Origin of the sequence: Actinokineospora guangxiensis (assembly GCF_042657845.1) — a bacterium.
In the GTDB taxonomy this organism is placed as follows: Bacteria; Actinomycetota; Actinomycetes; order Mycobacteriales; family Pseudonocardiaceae; genus Actinokineospora; species Actinokineospora guangxiensis.
In genome coordinates, this window is the sequence record NZ_JBHSKF010000004.1 from 183,930 (window position 1) to 206,796 (window position 22,867).

At 71.5% G+C, this 22,867-nt stretch carries 23 protein-coding genes and 1 tRNA gene; 10 read left to right on the forward strand and 14 right to left on the reverse strand.

Translation table 11 applies throughout. The annotated features are described in order from the left end of the window. The first annotated feature begins 19 nt into the window (after positions 1-19). The gene (locus ACFPM7_RS11135) at positions 20-892 is read left to right on the forward strand and encodes an oxygenase MpaB family protein (protein ID WP_378246739.1); all 873 of its coding nucleotides are present in this window, start codon (positions 20-22) and stop codon (positions 890-892) included. A gap of 45 nt (positions 893-937) precedes the next feature. Here ACFPM7_RS11135 and ACFPM7_RS11140 read toward each other — a convergent pair whose 3' ends face one another. Both ACFPM7_RS11140 and ACFPM7_RS11145 read right to left on the reverse strand, forming a co-directional pair. After that, on the reverse strand, positions 938-1,270 hold the full coding sequence (locus ACFPM7_RS11140; protein ID WP_378246741.1) for a histone-like nucleoid-structuring protein Lsr2: 333 nt from the start codon (positions 1,268-1,270) through the stop codon (positions 938-940). Between the two features lie 213 nt (positions 1,271-1,483). Beyond that, on the reverse strand, positions 1,484-2,758 hold the full coding sequence (locus tag ACFPM7_RS11145) for a hypothetical protein (protein WP_378246742.1): 1,275 nt from the start codon (positions 2,756-2,758) through the stop codon (positions 1,484-1,486). Between the two features lie 250 nt (positions 2,759-3,008). Here ACFPM7_RS11145 and ACFPM7_RS11150 point away from each other — a divergent pair, with 250 nt between their 5' ends. Both ACFPM7_RS11150 and ACFPM7_RS11155 read left to right on the forward strand, forming a co-directional pair. Then, a complete protein-coding gene (locus ACFPM7_RS11150; protein WP_378246744.1) occupies positions 3,009-3,512 on the forward strand; it encodes a DUF3145 domain-containing protein in 504 nt (167 codons plus the stop codon). Positions 3,513-3,552: 40 nt separating this feature from the next. After that, the gene (locus ACFPM7_RS11155) at positions 3,553-4,131 is read left to right on the forward strand and encodes a hypothetical protein (RefSeq protein ID WP_378246746.1); all 579 of its coding nucleotides are present in this window, start codon (positions 3,553-3,555) and stop codon (positions 4,129-4,131) included. A 61-nt stretch (positions 4,132-4,192) separates the two neighbouring features. Here the strand turns inward: ACFPM7_RS11155 and ACFPM7_RS11160 are convergent, their stop codons facing one another. The 5 genes from ACFPM7_RS11160 to ACFPM7_RS11180 all read right to left on the reverse strand — a co-directional run bounded on the left by ACFPM7_RS11160 (position 4,193) and on the right by ACFPM7_RS11180 (position 9,029). Continuing rightward, positions 4,193-5,437, reverse strand: coding sequence for a beta-ketoacyl-[acyl-carrier-protein] synthase family protein (locus ACFPM7_RS11160; RefSeq protein ID WP_378246748.1), 1,245 nt, complete (start codon positions 5,435-5,437; stop codon positions 4,193-4,195). A gap of 45 nt (positions 5,438-5,482) precedes the next feature. Further along, positions 5,483-5,734, reverse strand: coding sequence for an acyl carrier protein (locus ACFPM7_RS11165; RefSeq protein WP_378246750.1), 252 nt, complete (start codon positions 5,732-5,734; stop codon positions 5,483-5,485). Between the two features lie 63 nt (positions 5,735-5,797). Continuing rightward, positions 5,798-6,772 carry a beta-ketoacyl-ACP synthase III gene (locus ACFPM7_RS11170; protein WP_378246752.1) on the reverse strand — a complete coding sequence of 325 codons (975 nt, stop codon included), beginning with the start codon at positions 6,770-6,772 and terminating at the stop codon, positions 5,798-5,800. After that, positions 6,769-7,695, reverse strand: a complete 927-nt coding sequence (locus ACFPM7_RS11175; protein WP_378246754.1) for an ACP S-malonyltransferase — start codon at positions 7,693-7,695, stop codon at positions 6,769-6,771. Before ACFPM7_RS11175 ends, ACFPM7_RS11170 begins: the two co-directional genes overlap by 4 nt. A gap of 161 nt (positions 7,696-7,856) precedes the next feature. Beyond that, complete coding sequence (locus ACFPM7_RS11180) at positions 7,857-9,029, reverse strand: PucR family transcriptional regulator (protein ID WP_378246756.1); 1,173 nt, start codon at positions 9,027-9,029, stop codon at positions 7,857-7,859. Positions 9,030-9,729: 700 nt separating this feature from the next. On the opposite strand from ACFPM7_RS11180, the gene ACFPM7_RS11185 reads away from it, so the two are divergent. Next, the gene (locus ACFPM7_RS11185; protein ID WP_378247225.1) at positions 9,730-10,542 is read left to right on the forward strand and encodes a mechanosensitive ion channel family protein; all 813 of its coding nucleotides are present in this window, start codon (positions 9,730-9,732) and stop codon (positions 10,540-10,542) included. A gap of 198 nt (positions 10,543-10,740) precedes the next feature. Here the strand turns inward: ACFPM7_RS11185 and aceE are convergent, their stop codons facing one another. Next, the gene (gene aceE / locus ACFPM7_RS11190) at positions 10,741-13,503 is read right to left on the reverse strand and encodes a pyruvate dehydrogenase (acetyl-transferring), homodimeric type (protein ID WP_378246758.1); all 2,763 of its coding nucleotides are present in this window, start codon (positions 13,501-13,503) and stop codon (positions 10,741-10,743) included. Between the two features lie 293 nt (positions 13,504-13,796). On the opposite strand from aceE, the gene ACFPM7_RS11195 reads away from it, so the two are divergent. From ACFPM7_RS11195 to ACFPM7_RS11215, 5 genes are all read left to right on the forward strand, one after another. After that, positions 13,797-14,228, forward strand: coding sequence for a DUF3052 domain-containing protein (locus ACFPM7_RS11195; protein ID WP_378246760.1), 432 nt, complete (start codon positions 13,797-13,799; stop codon positions 14,226-14,228). 91 nt (positions 14,229-14,319) lie between these two features. Next, on the forward strand, positions 14,320-14,781 hold the full coding sequence (locus tag ACFPM7_RS11200; protein ID WP_378246762.1) for a peroxiredoxin: 462 nt from the start codon (positions 14,320-14,322) through the stop codon (positions 14,779-14,781). A gap of 39 nt (positions 14,782-14,820) precedes the next feature. Next, positions 14,821-14,895 (forward strand) — tRNA-Val (locus ACFPM7_RS11205). A 140-nt stretch (positions 14,896-15,035) separates the two neighbouring features. Continuing rightward, entirely contained in the window at positions 15,036-15,356 is a 321-nt protein-coding gene (locus ACFPM7_RS11210; protein WP_378246764.1) for a hypothetical protein, read from the forward strand. 142 nt (positions 15,357-15,498) lie between these two features. Then, positions 15,499-15,687, forward strand: a complete 189-nt coding sequence (locus ACFPM7_RS11215; protein WP_378246766.1) for a hypothetical protein — start codon at positions 15,499-15,501, stop codon at positions 15,685-15,687. 65 nt (positions 15,688-15,752) lie between these two features. Here ACFPM7_RS11215 and ACFPM7_RS11220 read toward each other — a convergent pair whose 3' ends face one another. The 4 genes from ACFPM7_RS11220 to ACFPM7_RS11235 all read right to left on the reverse strand — a co-directional run bounded on the left by ACFPM7_RS11220 (position 15,753) and on the right by ACFPM7_RS11235 (position 19,118). Continuing rightward, positions 15,753-16,448: a DedA family protein gene (locus ACFPM7_RS11220; protein ID WP_378246768.1), complete on the reverse strand. Its 696-nt coding sequence runs from the start codon at positions 16,446-16,448 to the stop codon at positions 15,753-15,755. Positions 16,449-16,573: 125 nt separating this feature from the next. Beyond that, positions 16,574-17,575: a lipoyl synthase gene (lipA, locus tag ACFPM7_RS11225; RefSeq protein WP_378246770.1), complete on the reverse strand. Its 1,002-nt coding sequence runs from the start codon at positions 17,573-17,575 to the stop codon at positions 16,574-16,576. Between the two features lie 69 nt (positions 17,576-17,644). Continuing rightward, a complete protein-coding gene (locus tag ACFPM7_RS11230; protein WP_378246772.1) occupies positions 17,645-18,553 on the reverse strand; it encodes an oxidoreductase in 909 nt (302 codons plus the stop codon). A 67-nt stretch (positions 18,554-18,620) separates the two neighbouring features. Further along, a complete protein-coding gene (locus ACFPM7_RS11235; protein WP_378246774.1) occupies positions 18,621-19,118 on the reverse strand; it encodes a hypothetical protein in 498 nt (165 codons plus the stop codon). A gap of 118 nt (positions 19,119-19,236) precedes the next feature. Between ACFPM7_RS11235 and ACFPM7_RS11240 the strand changes: the two genes are divergently transcribed. After that, positions 19,237-19,839: a TetR/AcrR family transcriptional regulator gene (locus ACFPM7_RS11240; RefSeq protein WP_378247227.1), complete on the forward strand. Its 603-nt coding sequence runs from the start codon at positions 19,237-19,239 to the stop codon at positions 19,837-19,839. 28 nt (positions 19,840-19,867) lie between these two features. On the opposite strand, the gene ACFPM7_RS11245 is transcribed toward ACFPM7_RS11240, so the two are convergent. Together ACFPM7_RS11245 and ACFPM7_RS11250 are read right to left on the reverse strand one after the other, a co-directional pair. Continuing rightward, entirely contained in the window at positions 19,868-20,458 is a 591-nt protein-coding gene (locus ACFPM7_RS11245; protein WP_378246776.1) for an SLATT domain-containing protein, read from the reverse strand. A 34-nt stretch (positions 20,459-20,492) separates the two neighbouring features. Further along, complete coding sequence (locus ACFPM7_RS11250) at positions 20,493-22,844, reverse strand: metallophosphoesterase (RefSeq protein WP_378246778.1); 2,352 nt, start codon at positions 22,842-22,844, stop codon at positions 20,493-20,495. Between the last annotated feature and the right edge of the window lie 23 nt (positions 22,845-22,867).

Below are 22,867 nucleotides of genomic sequence, written 5' to 3' on the forward strand. Positions count from 1 at the left end.
GCGGGTGAAGACTGGGGCCATGAGCCAGCCCGCCGTCATCGACAGCGCCGAACTCGGGCTGTTCGGGCCCGACTCGGTGACCTGGCAGCTGCACGCGGACCCCGCGGCGTTCCTCGGCGGCGTGCGCAGCCTGTTCCTGCAGGCCCTGCACCCCAGGGTGGTCGCGGGGGTGATGCAGAACTCCGACTTCCGCAACGACCCGCTGGGCAGGCTGGAGCGCACCGCGGACTTCATCGGCCGGGTCACCTACGGCACCGTCGACGAGGCGCGGGCCGCGGGCGCCCGCATCCGGCGGGTGCACAGGGCGTTGTCGGCGACCGACCCCGGCACCGGCGAGCGCTACGGCTTGGACGACCCGGAACTCCTGATGTGGGTGCACTGCACCGAGGTGGGCTCGTTCCTGAGCGTCGCGCGCCGCGCCGGCTACCCGATCACCAAGGCCCACGCCGACCGCTACCTGCACGAACAGCGCACCAGCGCGGGGCTCGTCGGCCTCGACCCGGAGACCGTGCCCAGCACCGTCGAGCAACTGCGCGACTACTTCGTCAGGGCGTACCCGAGCCTGCGGCACACCCCCGACGCCGCCGAGGTCGGTGATTTCCTGCACCGCCCGCCCTTGAAAGGCAGGCTCGCGATGGTGACGCCCTTGTACCAGGTCGCCATCGGTCGCTTGGCCTATTCGCTGCAACCGGAGTGGGCGCGGCGGATGTGGGGCGCGCGGAGCTATCCGGAAACGGTCACCACCGGCATGCTGCGGGCACTTCGGGCGGCCGCGTTCGCGGTGCCTGAGCGATTCCTGGCCGACGACGGACCAGAACCGGCACCGGTCACCGCCGTTCGCAGGCTGGGGCAGTGGGCGGCGCCTTCACCGGAGCGCCTGCCCCGGATATAGCCGATCGGTCCGGACGCCGGGACCGGCGTCCGGACGAAACGGAACTCAGCTGTGGGCTTCCTGGAATCGCATCACCAGCGCCTGCGGGATGCGGCCGCGCTCGGCGATGGTCTCCCCCTGGCTGCGGGCCCATTCCCTGATCGCCTGGTTGTCCGGCTTGTCGGCGGCCTGGGCCTTGCGCCCCGCGACCTTGCCGCGCTTGGTGCCGGTCTTGCGGGCGTGGCCGACGAACTCGGCCAGCGACTCGCGCAGGCGCGTGGCGTTCTCCGCGGACAGGTCGATGAGGAAGTCCACGCCGTCGATGGCGAAGGCGATGGTCTCATCGGCCTTGCCACCGTCGAGATCGTCCACCAACTCGACAACGGTCTTCTGTGCCACGGTTTCCTCCGGATTGGTCTGAGCCTGTCGGAATCGGTCAGCCGGGTATTCCGTCGCCGATGTCGGAGATCTTATCGGTTCGCGGGCCCGGCGGGCATCAGGCCGCGCCGACTCGCCGGCCGAAAGCGGAGCGGAACAATCTTCAGCTTCGCGATCAGGGCGAATTCTGTGCATTTCCCCGGGCAAGTCCCCCCGGCAAGTCCCCCCGGCGAGTTACCCGGAGACGGCCAACCGCAGGGCGCGTTCGGCGATGCCGACGAGTCGGGGGTCGCCCGGGTCGGACTCCTTGCCGAGCCACACCGCCTGGACGACCTTGACGCTGTTGCCCTCCCGGCCGGTGACGAACGCGGCCCCGTCGAAGCGCGGCGCGAGCCCGGCGGGCCAGACCCCCTCCAGGTCGCGCACGCCGCCGGAGCCGGGCTCGTCGGCGACCCCGCGCAGCTCGGTGGCCGTGGCGCTCGCGGCGAAGCGCAGCACCGTGACCAGCAGCGCGGCCCGCCCGTCCTCGGACTCGGCGGCGAAGCGGGCCCGGATGACCTGGTTGCAGCCGTTGCGCTCCAGCCACGCCCTGATGTCGCCGTAGACGGCCCCGGCGCAGTCCGCCTCCGCGGCCGCGCCGTGCGCGGTGAAGGCCACGCCGTCGACCCCGACCGGGGCGGGCGGGGTGCGCGGATCGGTCCGCGACGCCGAGTCCGCCGAGCTGATCGCCAGCACGATCCCGACCACGAGCAGCACGACGACCAGCGCGGCGGCCGCGATCGGCAGCCAGCGCGGGCCCCGGCGGGCGCTGCGCGCCGCCGCCTGCCTCGGCGTCGGGCTGGCCTGGACGGGCCGGGCGACGGCGGCCTTGGGGATGAAGGTCGTCCGGGTGGCGGGCGCGGACTCCGGGAAGCCCTCGGCGACGAGCGCGGCGGTGTCCAGGTCGACGCCCGGGTGCAGCGCGGACAGCAGCCGGGCGGCCTGCGGCGCCGAGCACGCGTGGTCGTGGGTGGCCAGCTCGCGCACGGCGGCCAGCAGGGTCAGCGTCTCCGGGTGCAGGATGCGGATGCCGCGCACCAGGTCCGCCGTCGGCTGGACCACCTGCTTGACGTACGGCCCGACGGCGATCACCACGCCCACCGGCAGCGGCTCCACCCGCGCGGCGTGCAGCCGCTCGGCCACCTCGGCGCCCGCGGCCAGCGCGGGGTCGGCCGGGTTCGTGGCGCCGTCGGGGCGCACCAGCGGCCAGCCGTCGGTCTTCCACTGGCCGCTCAGCGGCGCCTCCAGCCGCACGGCCGGGTCCGGCAGGTCGATCCCGACCACGACGACCAGCCCGCGCGGCACCAGGATCACCGCGTCGAGGCGGTGCTCGAAGTCCGGCGGCCGGATGTCGACCAGGGCGACACCGCCCAGCACCGAGTGGCCAGGGCCCAGCGAGGCCAGCGCGGCCCGCACGTCGGCGCCGACCATCGCCGCGCCGCTCGAATCCCCGAATCGAACCAGCCGCACGTCACACCTCCCGATCGGCGTGATTTCCGGTCAGTATCCGGATCAACACGCTAGCGGTCGCGGAGTTCACCCGATCGCGTGGCCCGCGATGCCGGATGTGACTCGGGTGGTGATGGTGGTTCGTGTGGCCAAAGTGTTCGGTTGCGGGCACAATGGCATCCGGGTGATACCGCGCCCGTGCCCGCGGCGGGCCACCGGAACGACAGGGACGTAGGGGAAGACGATCCTCGTCGAGCACCGGAGGTCAGCAGTGAGCACCCGTGGAAACACCCGAGGCGTGGTGTACGTCCACTCGTCGCCGACTGCGGTATGCCCGCACGTCGAGTGGGCTATCTCCGGCACGCTGGACGCGCGCGCCGAGCTGCGCTGGACGCCGCAGCCCGCCGCCCCCGGCCAGCTGCGCGCCGAGTACGCCTGGACGGGCGAGCCGGGCAGCGGCGCCCGCCTGGCCTCGGCCCTCCGCGCCTGGCCGATGATCCGCTTCGAGGTCACCGAGGACCCCAGCCCCGGCGTCGACGGCGAGCGCTGGTGCTACGCCCCCGCCCTCGGCATCTGGCACGCCCGCACCAGCGCCAACGGCGACATCGTCGTCGGCGAGGACCAGCTGCGCGCCCTCGCCGCGGGCGCGCGCGGCGGCGAGTCCTTCGCCTTCAAGGTCGACGAACTCCTCGGCGCCTCCTGGGACGAGGCCCTGGAGCCCTACCGCCGCGCGGGCGACGGCGCGCCGATCACCTGGCTGCACCAGGTCGGCTGATCCCCGGGTGCGGCAGGCGACTCGGGGATACCGTGGAGGCGTGCGCGCAGAACGCCAGACCTGGCTGCTCCCGGCGGTCCTGATCGCGGTGGTCGTCACCGCGGCGGGCGGCCTGCTCGCCCGCGACCTCTACGCCGAGTCCGCGCCCGCCACCACGCAGCGCCCGGTGGTCCCCAGCACCAGTGCGGTCCCCCCGTCCGAACAGCCCGGCTCCCGCGCGGTCCAGGGCACCGAGGACGCCATCCGGCACCCGATGTACGAGACCGTCCGCCAACTCCTGCAGACGCACTTCGACGCCATCAACGGCCGCAGCTACGAGCGCTGGATGACCACGGTCACCAGCACCCACATCGAGAACCGCCCCGAGGACGACTGGCGGGTCGCCTACCGCTCGACCCAGGACGGCAGCGTGGTCGTGCACCGCATCGAGGCGGGCCCGGCCGACCGCGCCCGCGTCCTGCTCGGCTTCACCAGCACCCAGGACCTGGCGGACACACCGCCGGAGCTGCCCGAGACCTGCATCCGCTGGCGCGTGGTCTACGCGCTGGCGGTGGAGAACGGCGCGTGGCGCATCGACGCGGGCACCACCGGCGCCAGCCCCCAGCACGACCCCTGCTGACCGGAGACGCGAGAAGAGGCGCGGCCCACTCGGGGCCGCGCCTCTTCTCGCGTGTCGGTGGCTAAGCCGTGAAGGCCAGCGCCACGTTGTGGCCGCCGAAGCCGAACGAGTCGTTGATTGCCGCCTGCAGCTCCACCTTGCGCGGCTGACCCGACACCACGTCCAACCCGACCCTCGGGTCCAGCTGCTCCAGGTTCCGGGTCGCCGGGATGACGCCGTAGTAGATCGACAGCAGCGTGATGATGCTCTCGACCGCGCCCGCCCCGCCGACCAGGTGCCCGAGCGCCGACTTGGGGGCGGTGAGCACCACGTGCTCGCCGATGGCCTTGCGGATGGCCGCGGCCTCGCCGACGTCGCCGACCACCGTGGAGGTGGCGTGGGCGTTGACGTGGCCGATGTCGGCGGCGGTCAGCCCGGCCATGCGCACGGCGTGCTCGATGGCCCGGATCTGGCCGATGCCGTCGGGGTGGTTGCCGGTGATGTGGTGGGCGTCGGAGGTCATGCCGAAGCCCGCGAGCCTGCCGTACACCCGGGCCCCGCGCGCGGCGGCGTGGTCGGCGCGCTCCAGCACCAGCACGCCCGCGCCCTCACCGAGGATGAAGCCGTCGCGCTCGGTGTCGAACGGGCGGGACGCGCGGTCCGGCTCGTCGTTGCGGGTGCTCAGCGTCCGCGACTGGGCGAAGCCCGCGACGGTGATCGGGTGGATGCACGCCTCGGCGCCGCCGGCGACGACCACGTCGGCGCGGCCGCTCTGGATCATCTGGTACGCCGTGGCCAGGCCTTCGGCGCCGGAGGCGCACGCCGAGGCCGGGGAGTGCACGCCCGCGCGGGCGCGCAGCTCGATGCCCACGTGGGCGGCCGGGCCGTTGGGCATCAGCATCGGCACCGTGAGCGGCGAGACCTTGCGCAGCCCGTGCGTCTCCAGGATGTCGTCCTGGTCGAGCAGGGTGACAGGGCCGCCGATACCGGTGCCGATGCTGACCCCGAGGCGTTCGGGGTCCACCGGCTCGTGCTCGTCGGACGGGAGCTCGTAGCCCGCGTCCGCCCACGCTTCCCGGGCCGCGATGATCGCGATCTGCTCGCAGCGGTCGAGCCTGCGGGCCTGCACGCGCGGCAGGACCTCGCTGGGGTCGACGGCGAGCTTCGCGGCCAGCTTCGCGGGCAGGTCGAAGCGGTCGACCCACTCGGACTCGTTGCGGGTGATGCCGTTCGCGCCCGCCAGCAGCGCTTCCCAAGTGGCGGACACGGTCCCACCGAGCGGCGTGGTGGCGCCGATGCCGGTGACGACTACGTCGACGTTGCTCATGGGTGTTCCTCCGCTAGCGGGCGTGGCCCGGGATGTGGGGGTGGATCAGACGTTCGCCGAGACGTACTTCACCGCGTCGCCGACCGTCTTGAGGTTGGCGAGCTCGTCGTCCGGGATCTTCACGCCGAACTTGTCCTCGGCCTGCACGGCGATCTCGACCATCGACAGCGAGTCGATGTCCAGGTCGTCCACGAAGGACTTCTCCGCGGTCACGTCGTCGGGAGAGACGCCCGCGACCTCCTCGACGATCTCGGCGAGGCCGGTGAGGATGTCCGAATCGCTGGGCTTGTCCGCCATCGCTGACGTCCTTCCTGTTGTGCTTGCCTGGCCGGCACGACACCGGCCGGGAAATCTGGTGGATCAGGGGCAGATGACGACCTGGCCCGCGTAGGACAGGCCGGCGCCGAAGCCCATGAGCAGCGCGACGTCGCCGGGCTTGATCCGGCCCGCGGCGCGCATGTGGTCCATCGCCATCGGGATCGAGGCCGATGAGGTGTTGCCGGAGAAGACGATGTCGTCGGCGACGACCATGTCCTCGCGGGCGCCCTTGGCGCGCAGCCGCTTGGCGATGGCCTCGATGATGCGCAGGTTCGCCTGGTGCGGGATCAGCACGTCGACGTCGGCGGGCTCGACGCCCGCCGCTTCCAGCGCGCGCAGCGCGATCGGGGCGATCTGGGTGGTGGCCCACCGGAAGACCGACTGGCCCTCCTGGTAGATCCACCGGCTGTCGCGCATGTGGATCATCTCGACCAGGTCGCCGCGGCTGCCCCACACGACCGGGCCGATGCCCGGGGTGTCGGCCGGTCCGACCACCGCGGCCCCCGCGCCGTCGGCGAAGATGATCGCGTTCGCCCGGTCGGTCGGCTCGACCCAGTCGGTCAGCTTCTCCGCGCCGATGACCAGAACCCGGCGCGCCGAGCCGGCGCGCACCAGGTCGGAAGCGGTGCCGAGGGCGTAGCAGAAGCCCGCGCACGCGGCGTTGAGGTCGAAGGCGCCCGCGGCCTTCACCCCGATCCGGTCGGCGACCTGGGCGGCGCCGTTGGGGATCGGGGTGGGCATGGTGCAGTTGGCGAGGATGACGGTGTCGACGTCGGACGGGGTCAGCCCGGAGTCGGCCAGGGCCTTGGTCCCGGCGGTCACGGCCATGTCGACCAGGCGCTCGTCCTTCTCGGCGAAGCGGCGCTCCCGGATGCCGACGCGCTCGCGGACCCACTCGTCGGTGGTGTCCATGATCTCGGCGAGGTCGTCGTTGGTGACGATGCGCTCCGGCTGGTAGCTGCCCACGCCCAGCAGGCGGGTCGCGGCCACGCCCTGGTTGATGTGCAATGCGGTCATGCCGAGGTGCTCCCGATCAGTTCGACCACCGCGTCGAGGTCGGCGGGGGACTTGAGGGCGGCGGTGGGGACGCCCTTCAGCTCGCGCTTGGCCAGTCCGACGAGCGCGCCCGCGGGCGGCAGCTCGATGATGGCGCGCACGTCGCGCTCGCGCATGGCCGCCATGCACAGGTCCCAGCGCACGGGGCTGGTGACCTGGGCGATCAGCCGGTCGAGTACGTCGGCCCCCGAGGTGACGACGGCGCCGTCGCGGTTCGACAGCAGGGTGTGCGCCGGGTCGGCCGGGGTTGCCAGCGTCGCGGCGTGGGCGGCCAGCGCCTCTTGGGCGGGGGCCATGTAGCGGGTGTGGAAGGCGCCCGCGACCTTGAGCAGGATGACCTTGGTGTCGGTCGGCGGCTCGGCGGCCAGCTCCTTGAGCGCCTGCGCGGACCCGGCGGCGACGATCTGCCCGGCGCCGTTGCGGTTGGCCGCGACGAGGTCGAGTTCGGCGAGCCGGGCGAGGTGGTCGGCCTCGGTGCCGCGCACGAGGGCGGCCATGCCGGTGGGCTCCAGCTCGCAGGCGGCGGCCATCTCCCGGCCGCGCACGGCGGCCAGCGCCAGCGCGTCGCGCTCGGCCAGCGACCCGGCCATGGCGGCCGCGGCGAACTCGCCGATGGAGTGCCCGGCGACGAGCGCGTCGGCGGGGACCTCGACCCGCTCGCGCAGCGCCGCGAAGGCCAGCAGGGTGGCCGCGACGATCAGCGGCTGGGTGATCGCGGTGTCCTTGATCTCGTCCGCGTCGGCCGTGGTGCCCAGTCGGGCCAGGTCCAGCCCGGTGACCTCGGAGAACTCCGCCAGGCGCTCGGCCGAGCCCGGGAGTTCGAGCCATGCCGACAGCATGCCGGGGGTCTGGGAGCCCTGTCCGGGCGCGAGTAGCGCGATCACCTATCTACTGAACACCGTCAGAGCGGGCGACGCGCATGCCGCCGCTGACGAAGTCGACCGCTCTGCTTTGTAGGAACCCTCCAAAGGTTGCTGTCAGGTGAACGCAAAGTGCCTGGACAAGTTGTGTGGACCGCCCGTTCGACTGTGCGCAGTGATACCTGTCACCACAGACCCCGCGCGCGGCTGAGCCTGCCGACGGCGAGCGCCACCCGCAGCACGAGCGCGTCCCTCGGGTCCGCCGCGTTGCGCCCGGTCAGCTCGGTCGCCTTCCGCAGCCGGTACCGGACGGTGTTCGGGTGCACGAACAGCTGCCGCGCGCACGTCTCCAGCACCCCGCCCGCTCCCAGGTAGGCCTCGACGGTCTCCAGCAGCGCCCCGCCCGCCTCCTCCAGCGGCCGCGCCACCCGGTCGATCAGCTGCCACTCGGCCTCCGGGTCCCCGGCGAGCGCCCGCTCCGGCAGCAGGTCCACCGAGCGCACCGGCCGCGGCGCCTCCGGCCAGGCCACCACGGCCCGCAGTCCGGACAGCGCGTCCGCGGCGCTGCGGTGCCCCTCGGCCAGCGAGGCCACCGTCGGCCCGGCCACGACGGGCCCGTCCCCGAACGCCTTGGCCATCCGCTGCAGCGCGTCCATGTCCGCCGCGCTCTCCGTCGGCCCCGCGAGCACCACCACCAGCCGCGACCCCTGCACCCCGAGCAGCGCGGCCCGGCTCGCCCGCGCGGCCCGGCTGCGCACCTCGTAGACCACCGTGGGCTGGTCGTCGCTGGGCGGGTTGCCCACCAGCACCGTGGCCTCCGCGGCCGGGTCCCACCCCAGCGCCGCCGCCCGCGACAGCAGCGCCTCCTCGGCGTCGCCGCGCACGATCCCGTCGACGACGAGCGCCTCCAGCCGCGCGTCCCAGGCCCCGCGCGCCTCGGCGGCCGAGGCGTAGGACATCGCCGAGGCGAAGGCCACCTCCCGCCCGTAGCGCAGCACGGCCTCCGACAGCACGGCCCGCTCGTCGTCGTCGGCCGCCAGGTCGGGCACCATCTCCTCGAACACCCGCAGCGACACCCGCACCATCTCCACGGTCTGGCGCAGACTCACCCACCGCGACAACTCCCGCGGCGCCCCGCGAAAGGTGTCCGTCGTCAGCCGCAACGCCTCCCGCGGATCCTTCAACCACGCCGTGAACCCGGCGACCCCGTTCTGCGCGACGAGGACGACACTGGCCCGCTGGTCAGCGGGCATCCGCCCGAACCAGACGAACTCCCGATCCATGGCCGCCACCGCAGCCGACGCCAACTTCCCCGACGCCCGCTCCACCGCCGCCAACGTCTTCGCAGATAGACGCACCCACCCAGACTCCCACACCAGCCCCCCTCGACGGACACGTCATGCAGCTCCGTGGCGTTGTGGGATGGCGTGTCCGATGGGGCGACGTCGCTTAGGCGGGGCCCCTGGCGACGCACCGCTGAGTGGGTCAAGCGAGTTGAGCGGCGCATCGCACCCCACCGAAGCGACTCCACCCCACCGGACAGGGCAGTAGCGCCCGGCGCGCTGCTTGGCGGTGGGCGCGCCTTGCCTATCGCTTACACCGCCGGCTTCCACCCCGCATCGGAAGATCCCGCACCGTGGGTGAGACCGCCGATGCCTACGTCTGTGGGCCGCCACGCTGGTTCGAGAGGTCCCGCACCGTGGGTGAGACCGCCGATGCCTACGTCTGTGGGCCGCCACGCTGGTTCGAGAGGTCCCGCACCGTGGGGGTCTGGGGGCTCGGCCCCCAGATGCAACGCCACCGGTTCCCGGCGAAGTGCGAAGCGCGAGCAGGGAAGACCCAACCGGTGGGCCGCCCGGCATGTCGGTGCGCTCGATGCCGGGCGGCCATCTCCCCGGTCCCCACCGGTGATTCCACTATGGATCGCGGTGGGGGTGGATGCCAGGCGGGATGGGGGGATTCCCCCGATCGTGGCATGGGTTTGAGATTGCCGGGGTGTGGGCGTCGGGAAAGGATCACACAGGACAGTTGTCGTCGGGGGTCCGTTTTGGAGGCGTGATGGGTGAAGAGCTCCGGCAGGGGCTTGGGGCCGCGTGGTCGATGGTGGCTACGTTCGTGCCCAAGTTGCTGGCGTTCATGGTCATCCTGTTCATCGGGTGGCTGATTGCTAAGGCGGTGTCCAAGGGGCTCGGGATGCTGATGGGGAAGGTCGGGTTCGGCCGCCTCATGGAGCGGACGGGGCTGTCCAACCTGACGCGGAGTTCCGGGGTCGAGCCGGGGACGATCATCGTCAAGTTGGTCTACTACTTCATCCTGCTGATCGCGCTGCAGCTGTCGTTCGGGGTGTTCGGGGAGTCGAACCCGGTCAGCCAGCTGCTGAACGAGGTCATCGCGTTCCTGCCGAGGATTCTGGTGGCGATCGTGCTACTGATCGTGGCGGCCGCGGTGGCCAGGGTGGTGCGGGACCTGGTGACCGGGGCGCTGGGCAACCGGTCGTTCGCGCCGATGATGGGGACGATCGCGTACGTCTTCATCCTGGCGTTCGGGATCATCGCCGCGCTGAACCAGGTGAACATCGCGACGACGGTGACGACGCCGGTGCTGATCACCGTGCTGGCGACGGTCGGCGCGATCCTGGCGATCGGGCTGGGCGGCGGTCTGGTGAAGCCGATGCAGGAGCGCTGGGGCGGCTGGCTGGAGCGGGCGCAGGCGCAGATGGCAGGCGACGGCCGCTCGGCGCCGGAGCCGCGCTCGGAGCGCGCGCCGGGCCACCGCGCGCCGGAGCCCGCGACGGCGGGTCGCGGGCAGGGTCCGTCGGCCGCGGACGCGCCGACGCCGCCTGCCGGGTTCGAGCAGCAGAAGCCCCGCTAGGCGAGGAGTGGGGGAGGGGCGCCGGGCCTGCGGGTCCGGCGCCCTTTTCGTGCTGTGCGGGGGGCTGGGTGTCCGGCCCCCCGCCGCCAGGTTATCGATGTGGGGATGGCGGCGGCCATGCGGACGTGGGGGCTGTGGACAGGTGGTGGAAGCCAGAAGGGCGCCCTCCCGGTGGGGAGGGCGCCCTTCTGGGGATCACTACGCGACGCCGGGGTCCGAGGTCTGGGGACCGGCGGCGGTGACGTCATCGATGCGGTAGCGGCGGGCCGCCTCGGCGGCCTTGGCGGGGTCGATCTCGCCGCGGCGGGCCAGGGCGGTCAGCACGCCGACGGTGATCGACTCGGCGTCCACCATGAAGTGGCGGCGGGCGGCGGGGCGGGTGTCGGAGAAGCCGAAGCCGTCGGTGCCGAGGGTGACCATGTCGGTGGGCACCCACGGGCGGATCAGGTCCGGCACCGCGCTCATCCAGTCCGAGACCGCGACCACCGGGCCGGGCTTGTCCGACAGCACCTGCGTCACGTACGGGACGCGCGGCTCGGCGCCCGGGTGCAGCAGGTTGCGGCGCTCGGTGTCGACGCCGTCGCGGCGCAGCTCCGTCCAGGACGTCGCCGACCAGATGTCGGCGCGCACGCCCCACTCCTCGGCGAGCAGCTCCTGCGCCCGCAGCGCCCACGGCATGGCCACGCCGGAGGCGAGGACCTGCGCGCGCGGGCCGTCGCCCTCGGCGGTGCGGTAGCGGTAGAGGCCGCGCAGCAGGCCCTCCACGTCCAGGTTCTCCGGCTCCGCGGGCTGCGGGTACGGGTCGTTGTAGACGGTGAGGTAGTAGAAGATGTCTTCCGCCTGCTCGCCGTACATGCGGCGCAGACCGTCCTTGACGATGTGGGCGATCTCGTAGCCGTAGGACGCGTCGTAGGCCACGACGGCCGGGTTGGTCGCCGCCAGCAGCAGCGAGTGCCCGTCGTTGTGCTGCAGGCCCTCGCCGGTCAGCGTCGTGCGGCCCGCGGTGGCGCCGAGGACGAAGCCGCGCGCCATCTGGTCGGCCGCGGCCCAGAGGCCGTCGCCGGTGCGCTGGAAGCCGAACATCGAGTAGAAGATGTAGACCGGGATCATCGGCTCGCCGTGCGTGGCGTACGAGGTGCCCGCCGCGGTGAACGACGCCGTCGACCCGGCCTCGTTGATGCCCTCGTGCAGGATCTGGCCCTGCTCGCTCTCCTTGTACGACAGCATCAGCGACGCGTCGACGGAGGTGTAGAGCTGGCCGTTGGGGTTGTAGATCTTCTGCGTCGGGAACATCGAGTCCATGCCGAACGTGCGCGCCTCGTCCGGGATGATCGGCACGATGCGCGGGCCGATCTCCGGGTCCTTGGCCAGGTCGCGGATCAGCCGGACGAACGCCATGGTCGTGGCCACGTCCTGCTTGCCGGAGCCGCGGCGCACCACGTCGTAGACCTTGTCGCCGGGCAGTACCAGCGCCTTGGCCTTGCCGCGCCGCTCCGGCAGGTACCCGCCGAGCTGGCGGCGGCGCTCCCGCAGGTACTGGATCTCCGGCGCGTCGGTGCCGGGGTGGTAGTACGGCGGCAGGTACGGGTCGTGCTCCAGCTCCGCGTCCTCGATCGGGATGCGCAGCGTGTCGCGGAAGAGCTTGAGGTCCTGCAGCGCCATCTTCTTCATCTGGTGGGTGGCGTTGCGGGCCTCGAAGTGCGGGCCGAGGTTGTAGCCCTTGATCGTCTTGGCGAGGATCACCGTCGGCTGGCCGTTGTGGTTCATGGCGGCCTGGTAGGCGGCGAAGACCTTGCGGTAGTCGTGGCCGCCGCGCTTGAGGTTCCAGATCTCCTGGTCGCTCATGGGCTCGACCAGGGACTTCGTCCGCGGGTCGCGGCCGAAGAAGTGCTCGCGGACGAACGCGCCGTCGTTGGCCTTGTAGGTCTGGTAGTCGCCGTCGGGCGTCTTGTTCATCAGGTTGATCAGCGCGCCGTCGCGGTCGGCGTGCAGCAGCGAGTCCCACTCGCGGCCCCAGATGACCTTGATGACGTTCCAGCCCGCGCCGCGGAAGTAGGACTCCAGCTCCTGGATGATCTTGCCGTTGCCGCGGACCGGGCCGTCGAGGCGCTGCAGGTTGCAGTTGATCACGAAGGTCAGGTTGTCCAGGCCCTCGTTCGCCGCGACGTGGATCAGGCCGCGCGACTCGGGCTCGTCCATCTCGCCGTCGCCGAGGAAGGCCCAGACGTGCTGGTCGCTGGTGTCCTTGATGCCGCGGTCGCGCAGGTAGCGGTTGAACCGGGCCTGGTAGATCGCGTTCATCGGGCCCAGGCCCATGGACACGGTCGGGAACTCCCAGAAGTCCGGCATCAGCCGGGGGTGCGGGTAGGACGGCAGGCCGCCGCCCGGACCGGCGTGCGAGAGCTCCTGGCGGAAGCCGTCGAGCTGGTCGGCCGAGATCCGGCCCTCCAGGAACGCGCGGGCGTAGATGCCGGGGGAGGCGTGGCCCTGCACGAAGATGTGGTCGCCGCCGCCGGGGTGGTCCTTGCCGCGGAAGAACCAGTTGAAGCCGACCTCGTAGAGCGCCGCGGAGGAGGCGTAGGTCGAGATGTGCCCGCCGACGCCGACCCCGGGCCGCTGCGCGCGGTGCACCGTCATCGCCGCGTTCCACCTGATCCAGGCGCGGTAGCGGCGCTCGACCTCCTCATCGCCGGGGAACCACGGCTCGCGGTCGGTCGGGATGGTGTTGACGTAGTCCGTGCTCGTCAGCGCGGGCACGCCGACGTGGCTCTCCCTGGCGCGCTCCAGCAGCCGGAGCATCAGGTAGCGAGCGCGCTGCTGCCCGCCCGAGGCGAGCGCCGCGTCGAACGACTCCAGCCACTCCGACGTCTCCTCGGGGTCGATGTCGGGCAGGTGCGCGGCGAGGCCGTCGCGGATCACGCGTACGCGCTCGGGCGCTCCCGTGCTGTTCTCGGAGGCCAAGGCAACTCCAGACTGGGTCGTTAGTCGATCGGGCGGGTCCCACGCGCGCGTGCGCGCGCGTATAGGGAACACTCTGCCATGCTCCACTGAATCGAGATTGACGTCATCCTTACTGGTCAGTAGGGGTACCCGGGGCCGCTTCGGCCTACACCATCGCGGCGTGTCGGAGAGCGGACGGTTGCGCAGGTGGCCACACTCAGTGTTCGCTATCGCCTAACCGAACAGGCATTTACGCTCCTCGGACGGGTCAGACGCCCGGCGGGACGTGCGAGCGGGACTGGAGGAAAGACACCGTGGTGGCCGCGGGAGACGCCGGGTACGCAGGCGTCGCCGAGAAACTGGGGATCGCAGAGGACGCCGTCGTCCAGGAGATCGGCTGGGACGAGGACGTGGACGACGAGATCCGCGCCGCAGTCGAGGAGCGCATCGGGAGTGAGCTGCTCGACGAGGACTCAGACGACGTCGTGGACGTCGTCCTGATGTGGTGGCGGGAGGAAGACGGCGACTTGGTCGACGCCCTCATGGACGCCATCGGCCCACTCGCCGACAATGGCGTGATCTGGGTCCTCACGCCCAAGACCGGCCGACCCGGCCACGTCGAACCCAGCGACATCGCCGAGGCGGTGCCGACGGCGGGCCTGGCCCAGACCTCCAGCGCGAGCGTGGGCAGCGACTGGATCGGGACAAGACTGGTCTCACCCAAGTCCGTCAAGTCCAAGCGCTGACTCCCACTTGCCGAACACCCGGGCGGCCTGCCGCCCGGGTGCCCTAGGCTTGTCCGCGCACCAGGCCCTTTTCGCAACCGTGAGGACTCAGATGGCGATCGAGGTTGGCTCCCAGGCCCCGGACTTCACGCTCAACGACTCCAACAAGCAGCCCGTGTCGCTGTCGTCGTTCCAGGGCGAGAAGAACGTCCTGCTCGTGTTCTACCCGTTCGCCTTCAGCGGCATCTGCACAGGCGAGCTCTGCCAGGTCCGCGACGAGCTGGCCGACTACTCCGACAAGGACGTCCAGGTCGTCGGTGTGTCCGTGGACACCCCGTTCAGCCTCAAGGCGTGGGCCGAGCAGCAGGGCTACACCTTCCCGCTGCTCTCGGACTTCTGGCCCCACGGCGAGGTCGCCAAGACCTACGGCGTCTTCCACGAGGAGGCCGGCCTGGCGGTCCGCGGCACCTTCCTGATCGACAAGACCGGCACGGTCCGCTTCGCCGAGGTCAACGCGCCGGGCGAGGCTCGCGACCAGGCGGGCTGGAAGAAGGCCGTCGCCGAGCTGGCGTAGGTTTCGCAGGCCCCCGGGGATGGTTCCCGGGGGCTGAGCGGGCGTATAGCTCAGCGGAAGAGCACTCGGTTTACACCCGAGCGGTCGCAGGTTCAAATCCTGCTGCGCCCACCACAATCGACACGCGGCTTTCCCGGCGATTCCGGGTGCCCCGGGTAATCCGCCGGTTGGCGGAATGCTGTAGCAGTGAGCCTCCCTTCGCGATACACGGCACACGCGGTTTCTCGGACGTGGCTGAGGCGAAGGAGAGAGCTGTGGCTGTTCGCGCTGATGGGTGGGACGACGCGTGGAACGACGAGGACGCGATGACCGACGCCGATCGGGTCAACCGCGCCCAGTTCCTGGAGAACGCCCGGTGGCGCGAGCGCGCTGAGCGCAGTGAGCGGATGGCGGCGCGGCACCGGGCCAAGGGCGTGGAGGAGCAGCGGCGGCGAGACGAAGAGGTGATGGCCGAGAGACGGCGGGTCGAGGCGGAGCGGGCGGCCGAGGCCGCGCTTCGGCGCAGGAATGCCGCTTGGGCGGTTGCCGGGGTGCTCGCGCTCGCGGCGGTCGTGGTGCTGCTCGTCGTCCTGTAGCCGGCTTCGCCGGTCGTTGCCGTGCCATCGGGTGAGGCCGATCGTCGCCGTGTAACAGGGTGGGGATGCCGACGATTCATCGTTCGCGTGAACGGGGCGGGTGTTCCGCGGTTCGCGCGTCCACTCGATGAATGGAGCAGAAGTGGCGGCGATTCCCGAGGTCAAGATTGTCGAGGTCGTCAAAGGGCTGGTCGTCGTGGCCGGGTTGGCGGCGAATGTCGCGCAAGCCGACATCGCTCGGGCGGCGGCCGATCTGGCGAAGGAGTACGGCAAGTCGTCAAGCCGGGAGGTCGAGGCGGAGATCGCTCGGCGGCTCAGGAACAAGGGCTAGCGGTGGGTGAGATGGCCGCCTGGTGACCCCGCTGGGGGCGTGGGCGGCCATCCACCGAAAGGACTTCAGCGGGAGGGCTCTTCGGACTTCTCCGAGGCCGCTGGGGCGGTGGCCGCGAAGGCCGTGGTGGGCGCGGTGACGGGGGGCAGCGCGTTCTTGCGGCGTTTGCGGACGATGTGGACGATGACGAAGACCAGGACGGCGCCGCCGACGATGAAGAGGCCGCCCGCGCCCATGTACTTCTCCACCCGCTTGGCCGCTTCGCCCAGAGCGGCGCCGATGGCGATGTGGAGGGCCGACCAGCAGGCCGCGCCCGCGACCACGGCGGGCAGGAACTTGCGGTAGGGCAGGCCGGAGGTGCCCGCCGCCGCCGGAGTCAGGGTGCGCACGACCGGGAGGAAGCGGGCGAAGAAGACCGCCCAGGCGCCTCGTTTGCGGATGATGCCGGTGGCCTTGTCCCAACCGTCCACGCCGTACTTCTGGATCAGTTTGGTCTCGCGCAGGCGGGGGCCGAAGCGGCGGCCGATGGCGTAGCCGATCGAGTCGCCGATGCCCGCGCAGACCGTCACGACAGCCCAGAGGATGACGAAGCGGGAGACGGAGTTGACGGTGGTGGCGGCGATGAGCAGGCCGCCCTCCCCTGGGGCGATGAAGCCAAGGCCGATGGTGCACTCGGCCAGCACGAGGCCGCCGGTGGCGGCGACCAGCGCGGGCTGCGGGAGCCCTTGGAGCCAGGTGAGGACGTCGGTCAGCAGTGCCACGGTGGTGGTCCCCCTCGGGTACGGCGGCGGCCCCCTCTGGCGCCGCTCGTGAAGTCTCTCGTTCAGAGGGAGCGTCGCATAACCGGGTTCCCCCGGAAATCAGTCCCGGAGCCGACCCCGAGGGGCTACTTGCGGAGGAGGGCGCTGATCTCCTGGCGGGCCTCGCCCGCCTCGGCCAGGTGGCGCAGGTTCTCCGGGATGGTGTCGCCGCGGTGGGCGACGGCCTGGGTGAAGAGCCTGCCCGCGCGGTAGGAGGAGCGGACCAGGGGGCCCGCCATGACGCCCGCGAAGCCGATGGCCTCGGCGGTCTCCTTGTGCTCCAGGAACTCCTCCGGCTTGACCCACCGCTCGACGGGGTGGTGGCGGACGCTGGGGCGCAGGTACTGGGTGATGGTGATGATCTCGCAGCCCGCGTCGTGCAGGTCGTGCAGCGCCTCGGTGACCTCGTCGGGGGTCTCGCCCATGCCGAGGATGAGGTTCGACTTGGTGATCAGGCCCTCGGCGCGGGCCAGGGTGATGACCTCGAGGGAGCGCTCGTAGCGGAACGCGGGCCGGATGCGCTTGAAGATGCGCGGGACGGTCTCCACGTTGTGGGCCAGGACCTCCGGGCGGGCGGAGAACACCTCGGCCAGCTGCTCGGGGACGGCGTTGAAGTCCGGGATGAGCAGCTCGACGCCGGTGCCGGGGTTGAGCGCGTGGATCTGGCGGACGGTCTCGGCGTAGAGCCAGGCGCCGCCGTCGGACAGGTCGTCGCGGGCGACGCCGGTCACCGTGGAGTAGCGCAGGCCCATGGCCTGGACCGACTCGGCGACCCGGCGCGGCTCCTCGCGGTCGAAGTCGGCGGGCTTGCCGGTGTCGATCTGGCAGAAGTCGCAGCGCCGGGTGCACTGGTCGCCGCCGATGAGGAAGGTGGCCTCGCGGTCTTCCCAGCACTCGAAGATGTTCGGACAGCCCGCTTCCTCGCACACGGTGTGCAGGCCCTCGCGTCGGACGAGGCCCTTCAGCTCGCGGTACTCCGGACCCATCGTGGCCTTGGTCTTGATCCACGAGGGCTTCTTCTCGATAGGCGTCTCGCTGTTGCGCACTTCCAGGCGCAGCAGCTTCCGACCCTCAGGCGTGACCGTCACGTGGCCAGGCTACGCCGGGCCCTGACGTGACTGGTGTCACCCGCGTCACTCCCGCAGGTCAGAACCGGTTCAGGCGGGCTCGGGGGCGACACCGGTCAGCTCGGCGGTGCGGTCCCAGAGCTTGCGCGCGAGCTCGGTGTTGCGGGCGGCGGCGCGCGGGTGGGCGGGGCCGGGCGGGCCGAAGATCTCCGAGAGGCGGGTGGGCCCGTAGTACTCGCCGCCCGCGACGTCGCCGGTGGCCGCGAGCAGCTGCGGCAGCGTGCCCTGGGCCAGCGACTGGGTGATGAACCGGTTGCCGAAAGAGACCGCCTTGCTCAGGGCGTTGGCGACGGGGCCGCGGGCGCGGAAGGTGTTCGCCGACAGCTCGGTGTCGGTCATGCCGGGGTGGGCGGCGACCGAGCGGACGGACGAGCCCGCGGCGCGCAGCCTGCGGTCCAGCTCGAAGGTGAAGAGCAGGTTGGCCAGCTTCGAGGCGCTGTAGGCCGCGCCCGCGCTGTAGCGGCGCCGCTCCCAGTTGAGGTCGTCGATGTCGAAGCCGCGCCCGCGGTGGGCGATGCTGGAGACGGTGACGACCCGGTCGGTGACGGCCGGCAGCAACAGCCAGGTGAGCGCGGCGTGGCCGAGGTGGTTGGTGCCGATCTGGGTCTCGAAGCCGTCGGCGGTCTTGCCCTTCGGCGGGGCCATCACGCCCGCGTTGTTCATCAGGACGTGCAGCTGGTCGCCCGTGCGCTCGCGGACCTCGGCGGCGGCCTTGCGCACCGAGGCGAGGTCGGCGAGGTCGAGCTGGAGCAGTTCGGCGGCGCCGTCGACGGTGGCCAGCGCGGCCTTGCCCTTCTCCGTCGACCGGCAGGCCATGAGCACGTGCGCGCCCTTGGCCGCGAGCACCTGCGCGCTGCGCAGGCCGAGGCCGGAGTTCGCGCCGGTGATCAGCACCGTGCGGCCGCTCTGGTCGGGGATGTCGGCTTCGGACCACGCCATGGTTGTGCCCTCCTTCTGCTACCCGTGAGTACTACCCCATGCTCGGGGCGGGGCGCTGAGAGGGGCCTCAGGCGCTCGCGACGAGCCTGCGCAGGAACTGCTCGACGCGGGTGGTGCGCTGCCGGACCGGGCACGGCGCGGTGCGGATGAGCGCGAGGTAGGCGGCGCCGACCCTGGTGATCTCGGCGGCGGGCTCGTCGATTTCGGCCAGCCCGGCGGCCAGCGCCAGCATCCGCTGCTCGCCCGCGACGGCCGGGCCCACGGGGTGGGCGTCGAGGACGCGGCGCAGGACGGGGTGCTCGGCCGCGGTGGCCCGCCAGGCCCGCGCCACGGCGTCGACCCGGTCGGCCGAGGGGTCGCGCTCGGCGTCGGCCTGCGCCATGCCGACGCGCCCGGTGAGCCGGACCGACCAGCGGTAGTGCAGGGCCAGCAGCAGCTCGCGGCGATCGGCGAACTCGGCGGCGGCCTGCTCGCCGAAGGGCAGCGGGCCCTCCGGGTCGCGGGCGGCCTGGTCGAGCACGGCGTCCAGGGCGTCGCGCCTGCGGTAGTAGTCGCTCCAGCTCATGGTCGTGGTTCCCCTCGTCCCGTGACCTTCGCCATACCGTGGGTTTGCGGCATACCGTTGGTATGGGGTCACCGTACCACCGGTATGTGCCGTCGGTATGTCGTAATGTGTGAACGTGGTGACAGCGCAGTCGCGGAAGGCCGATTACAGCGAGTCGACCCGGCAGGCCCTGGTCGACTCCGCGGTCTCGCTGTTCACCGAGAACGGCTACGCGGCGACGTCCCTGGACGCCGTGGCGCGGCGGGCCCGGCTCACCAAAGGGGCGCTCTACCACCATTTCACCGGCAAGCAGGCGCTGTTCGAGGCCGCTTTCGAGGCGGTGGAGGCCGCGGTCATGGCCCGGCTCGGCCAGGTGGTCGCCGGCGGCCCGGAAGGGGCGTGGGACCGGGCGATCGGCGGCGTGAACGCCTACGTGCGGGTGTGCCTTGAGCCCGCGTACCGGCGGATCGTGATCCACGAGGGGCCGGTCGTGATGGGCTGGGAGCGGTGGCGCGCCGCCGAGGAGCACTTCAGCTTCGGGCTGGTCAAAGCGGTGCTGGAGTCGCTGGTCGCGGCGGGGGAGCTGGACGAGCTGCCGGTCGAGACCACGACGCGGATACTGTTCGGCGCGCTGGCGGCCGGCGCGGCGATCATCGCCGACGCCGAGGAGCCGGAGCGGGCGGTGGCGGAGGTGTCGGGGACGGTCGTGCGGGTGCTGGAGGGCATGCGCAGGAGTCGGTGACGCCGGACGGCCCGAGCGGCTCCCGCGGTCATGGGGCGAGCGGACCGCCGGGCGAGGTGAAGCGGGCGTCCGCTTGATCGATCTGCACGGTCAGGTCGTCGGCCCACGTGGCGGTTTCCTGGAGCACCACCGCCGAGGTCTTCTCGATCAGCTCCTGAGTGATCGCTATCAGGTCGGCCGCCGATTCCGGCGTCACCGCCTCGGTGTCGCCCTGAGCGCCGGACCAGCCCAGGAAACGGGCTTGGGCCACCGCGAGTTCGGCCTGCAGGGCGGCCTGGGTGCGCATGAACCTCGTCCAGGACGAGCTGAAACCGAAGAGCCGGTCCGCGAGCACGCAGCCACCCGAGAGCGCGAGCAGCACGAAACCCCACTCCGGCGCCGGTCCCGGCGGGTAGGCCGAGTGCACCAGGGGCAGCGCCGCGCCCGCGACGCCCAGCAGGATCGCGGCGGCACGGCACGCCTTCGACAGCCGGGACCGACTGGTCTTGCGCCACAGGTACCAGTCGATGGTGCGCTGGGTGCGCTCCTCGGCCCAGCGGAAGAGTGATTCCAGCCGCTCTCGGTGAGTCGTGTCGGGGGCGCTGCGCGAGATCGGAGGGTGGCTGAGGTTGCGAGGCACCGCTCGACGGGTCCTCTGGTCGCGGGCCACCGGCTCACCCCTTGAGGACCCAGCGGGCGCTGGATCTCCATTCCGCGCCTGGTTGCAGAGCCATCTCGCGCCACTCGACCTGCACGAAGTCGACGCCTGCCTCACGCCGGTTGCGGAGCAGCTTGATGATCGCGAAGTGGTTGGACTGGTTGTGCTCCAAGCCTTCCTCGGCCACCCCCGTGCTCCCGCACCCGGAGACGATCAGCGAGCGGGCCGCGTGTGCGGTGCTCTCGTCGCGGTTGAGGACGGAGGTCTCGCGGAGCTGCGGCTTGTGCTTGTGGCCGTGCAGGAGCAGGGAGAACCCCATGCGGGACAGCCGCTGCTCCACGATGCCCGCGTCGCGGACCGTTGAGAGGTCCAGGACGATGTCGCTGGCCTTGCTGGCCGACCTCAGCGCCTCCGGGTAGGGGTGGAGGTGGTGGTGCATGACCGCCACCCGGATGCCGTCCTCGCCGTCGTCGCCGGAGAAGTCCCGCAGGCGCCGCTGCACGGAGTTGAGCTGGCGCAGGCCGACGTAGCCGTAGTGGTTCTGGTCGTCCTCGAAGATGCAGGAATTCAATCCCACGAAGGTGTAGGGACCGTGCTTGGCGAAGGAGATGAGCTCGTTGGGTTCCGGTCTTCGCTTGTCGACCTCGAAGTTCCACGTCACCAGCGGGTAGAGCTGGTGGAAGAGGTCCTTGCCGTAGAACTTCCTGGCGAAGGACAGGTAGTTGTCGAAACGCCGTCCCATGTCGTGCTTCGGCGCAGTCCAGTCGATGTCGTGGTTGCCGGGGACCAGGACGACTTGCTTCGGACTGATGGTGATCTCCGCGCAGAGCGCGACCAGGAAGTCGTGCACGCGGTCGAACTCGTCCTGCTGGCCGGTGTAGGCCAGATCGCCGGAGACGACGACGGTCGTGTCCTCCGGCGCGCACTTCTCCCGCTTGATCGCCGCTCGGAACTCGTCGGCGAGGGTCTCGTGCAGGGACAGCGTGTTCTGGTCGGGCTCGAACCGGTGCACGCTCATGGCCCCGCCGGTCTCCCCGGCCCGGAGCGGTCCGAAGTGCACATCGGAGATGTGGAAGAGCAGGTGCGGGCGGTGGGGCGGGGCGAACGGGTCGACCGTGGAGACACCGCCGCGGTTGCGCGCGCGGGAGACGAGCCAGGTGGCGAAACCGGCCGCCTTGGCGGGGTGCACCCCCGCGTCTCCGAGCGCTCTGATCTGTTCCGCCGTCGACTGCGCCGCAGCGGGCGGGCAGCCGTTGCTGATGGCGTCCTCCGCCCGCCTGTGCGCCTCGGAGAAGTCGCCGAGGACGAAATGCGCCTCGGCGGACACCAGATCCGCCCAGTAGTCGCCGACGAGGGTCTCCGACTCGTCCACCGAAGTGCGCAGTTCGCCGTACAGCCGCTCCGCCTCGGGACGGTGGACGGGGTCGGCCAGGATCAGCATCCCGGCGTGCCCGACCCGCAGGTAGAGGCTGCTCGGCGCGATCCGGACGGCATCGGCGTAGTAGCGCAGGGCCTCGGTGTAGCGGTTGAGCCGTTTCATCGTGCCGCCGAGCATGCCCATGGTGTCGGGGTCGTTCGGGTTCAACCGCAGGGCTTCCTCCAGCTCGGCGATGCCGCCCTCGACATCGCCGCTCTTGCGCAGGTAGAAGCCCCGCTGGCGGTGCACCTCGTAATCGGCTTGCGCGGCCGGGTACCCGGCCGCCAGCACCTCGGCCGCGCGTGCCCAGTCCTCCACGGCCGCCAGCCGTTCGGCGAGGGCCAGCAAGCCGGACACCGGCAGGTTGGGGAAAGGCTTGGCCCAGTTCCACAGCGCCACCAGCTGCTCGTCCCGGGTGGCGCGGGAGAGCTTGGCGTAGAACTCGCGTTCCAGTGCGGCTCCGGAGGACTCCGGGTCGGGCGCGACCCCGAGGTCCCGGAGGGCGTCCAAGACGGGGTTGGACGAGGAGCCCGTGCGGGTGCCGAGCACTTCCCGGAGGCGGGCGGCGAACTTCCTGTCGGCGGCGAACTCCCGTTCGTAGAAGTGGACCCGCTGGCTCGCGATGTCGAACGGGAGGATCGTCCCCTTGACCGCGACCAGGACGGTTCCCCCCGCTGAGAGGGCTTGGCGCACACCCAGCTCGTAGTAGACGTTGCTGTTCGGCGAGCTGACGTCGGCCAGGACGAGGTCGGCCCGGTACAGGTGCTCCATGGCCTGGTGGGTGATCGTCCCGCTCGTCGGGAGTTCATCGATCCGCAGGACGTTGAACCCCTCGGCGATCCCGATCGGCTTCAGAACCTGCTGGTAGAAGGCGTCGAAGTCGTGCCGGGTGCCGTCTTCCAGCGGCCGCGCACCGAACGGCATGATCACGAACAATGTGTTGCGCTTCACAGGGGAAATGCTACGCGCGGTGT

What these genes read in the sequence shown, in the direction of transcription:
- ACFPM7_RS11170 (WP_378246752.1), bottom strand. Translation starts at nt 6,772, where the DNA reads ATGACCGCATTGCACATCAACCAGGGCGTGGCCGCGACCCGCCTGCTG.
- ACFPM7_RS11200 (WP_378246762.1), top strand. Translation starts at nt 14,320, where the DNA reads ATGGCGATCGAGGTTGGCTCCCAGGCCCCGGACTTCACGCTCAACGAC.
- ACFPM7_RS11185 (WP_378247225.1), top strand. Translation starts at nt 9,730, where the DNA reads ATGGGTGAAGAGCTCCGGCAGGGGCTTGGGGCCGCGTGGTCGATGGTG.
- ACFPM7_RS11230 (WP_378246772.1), bottom strand. Translation starts at nt 18,553, where the DNA reads ATGGCGTGGTCCGAAGCCGACATCCCCGACCAGAGCGGCCGCACGGTG.
- ACFPM7_RS11160 (WP_378246748.1), bottom strand. Translation starts at nt 5,437, where the DNA reads ATGAGCAACGTCGACGTAGTCGTCACCGGCATCGGCGCCACCACGCCG.
- ACFPM7_RS11165 (WP_378246750.1), bottom strand. Translation starts at nt 5,734, where the DNA reads ATGGCGGACAAGCCCAGCGATTCGGACATCCTCACCGGCCTCGCCGAG.
- ACFPM7_RS11135 (WP_378246739.1), top strand. Translation starts at nt 20, where the DNA reads ATGAGCCAGCCCGCCGTCATCGACAGCGCCGAACTCGGGCTGTTCGGG.
- ACFPM7_RS11235 (WP_378246774.1), bottom strand. Translation starts at nt 19,118, where the DNA reads ATGAGCTGGAGCGACTACTACCGCAGGCGCGACGCCCTGGACGCCGTG.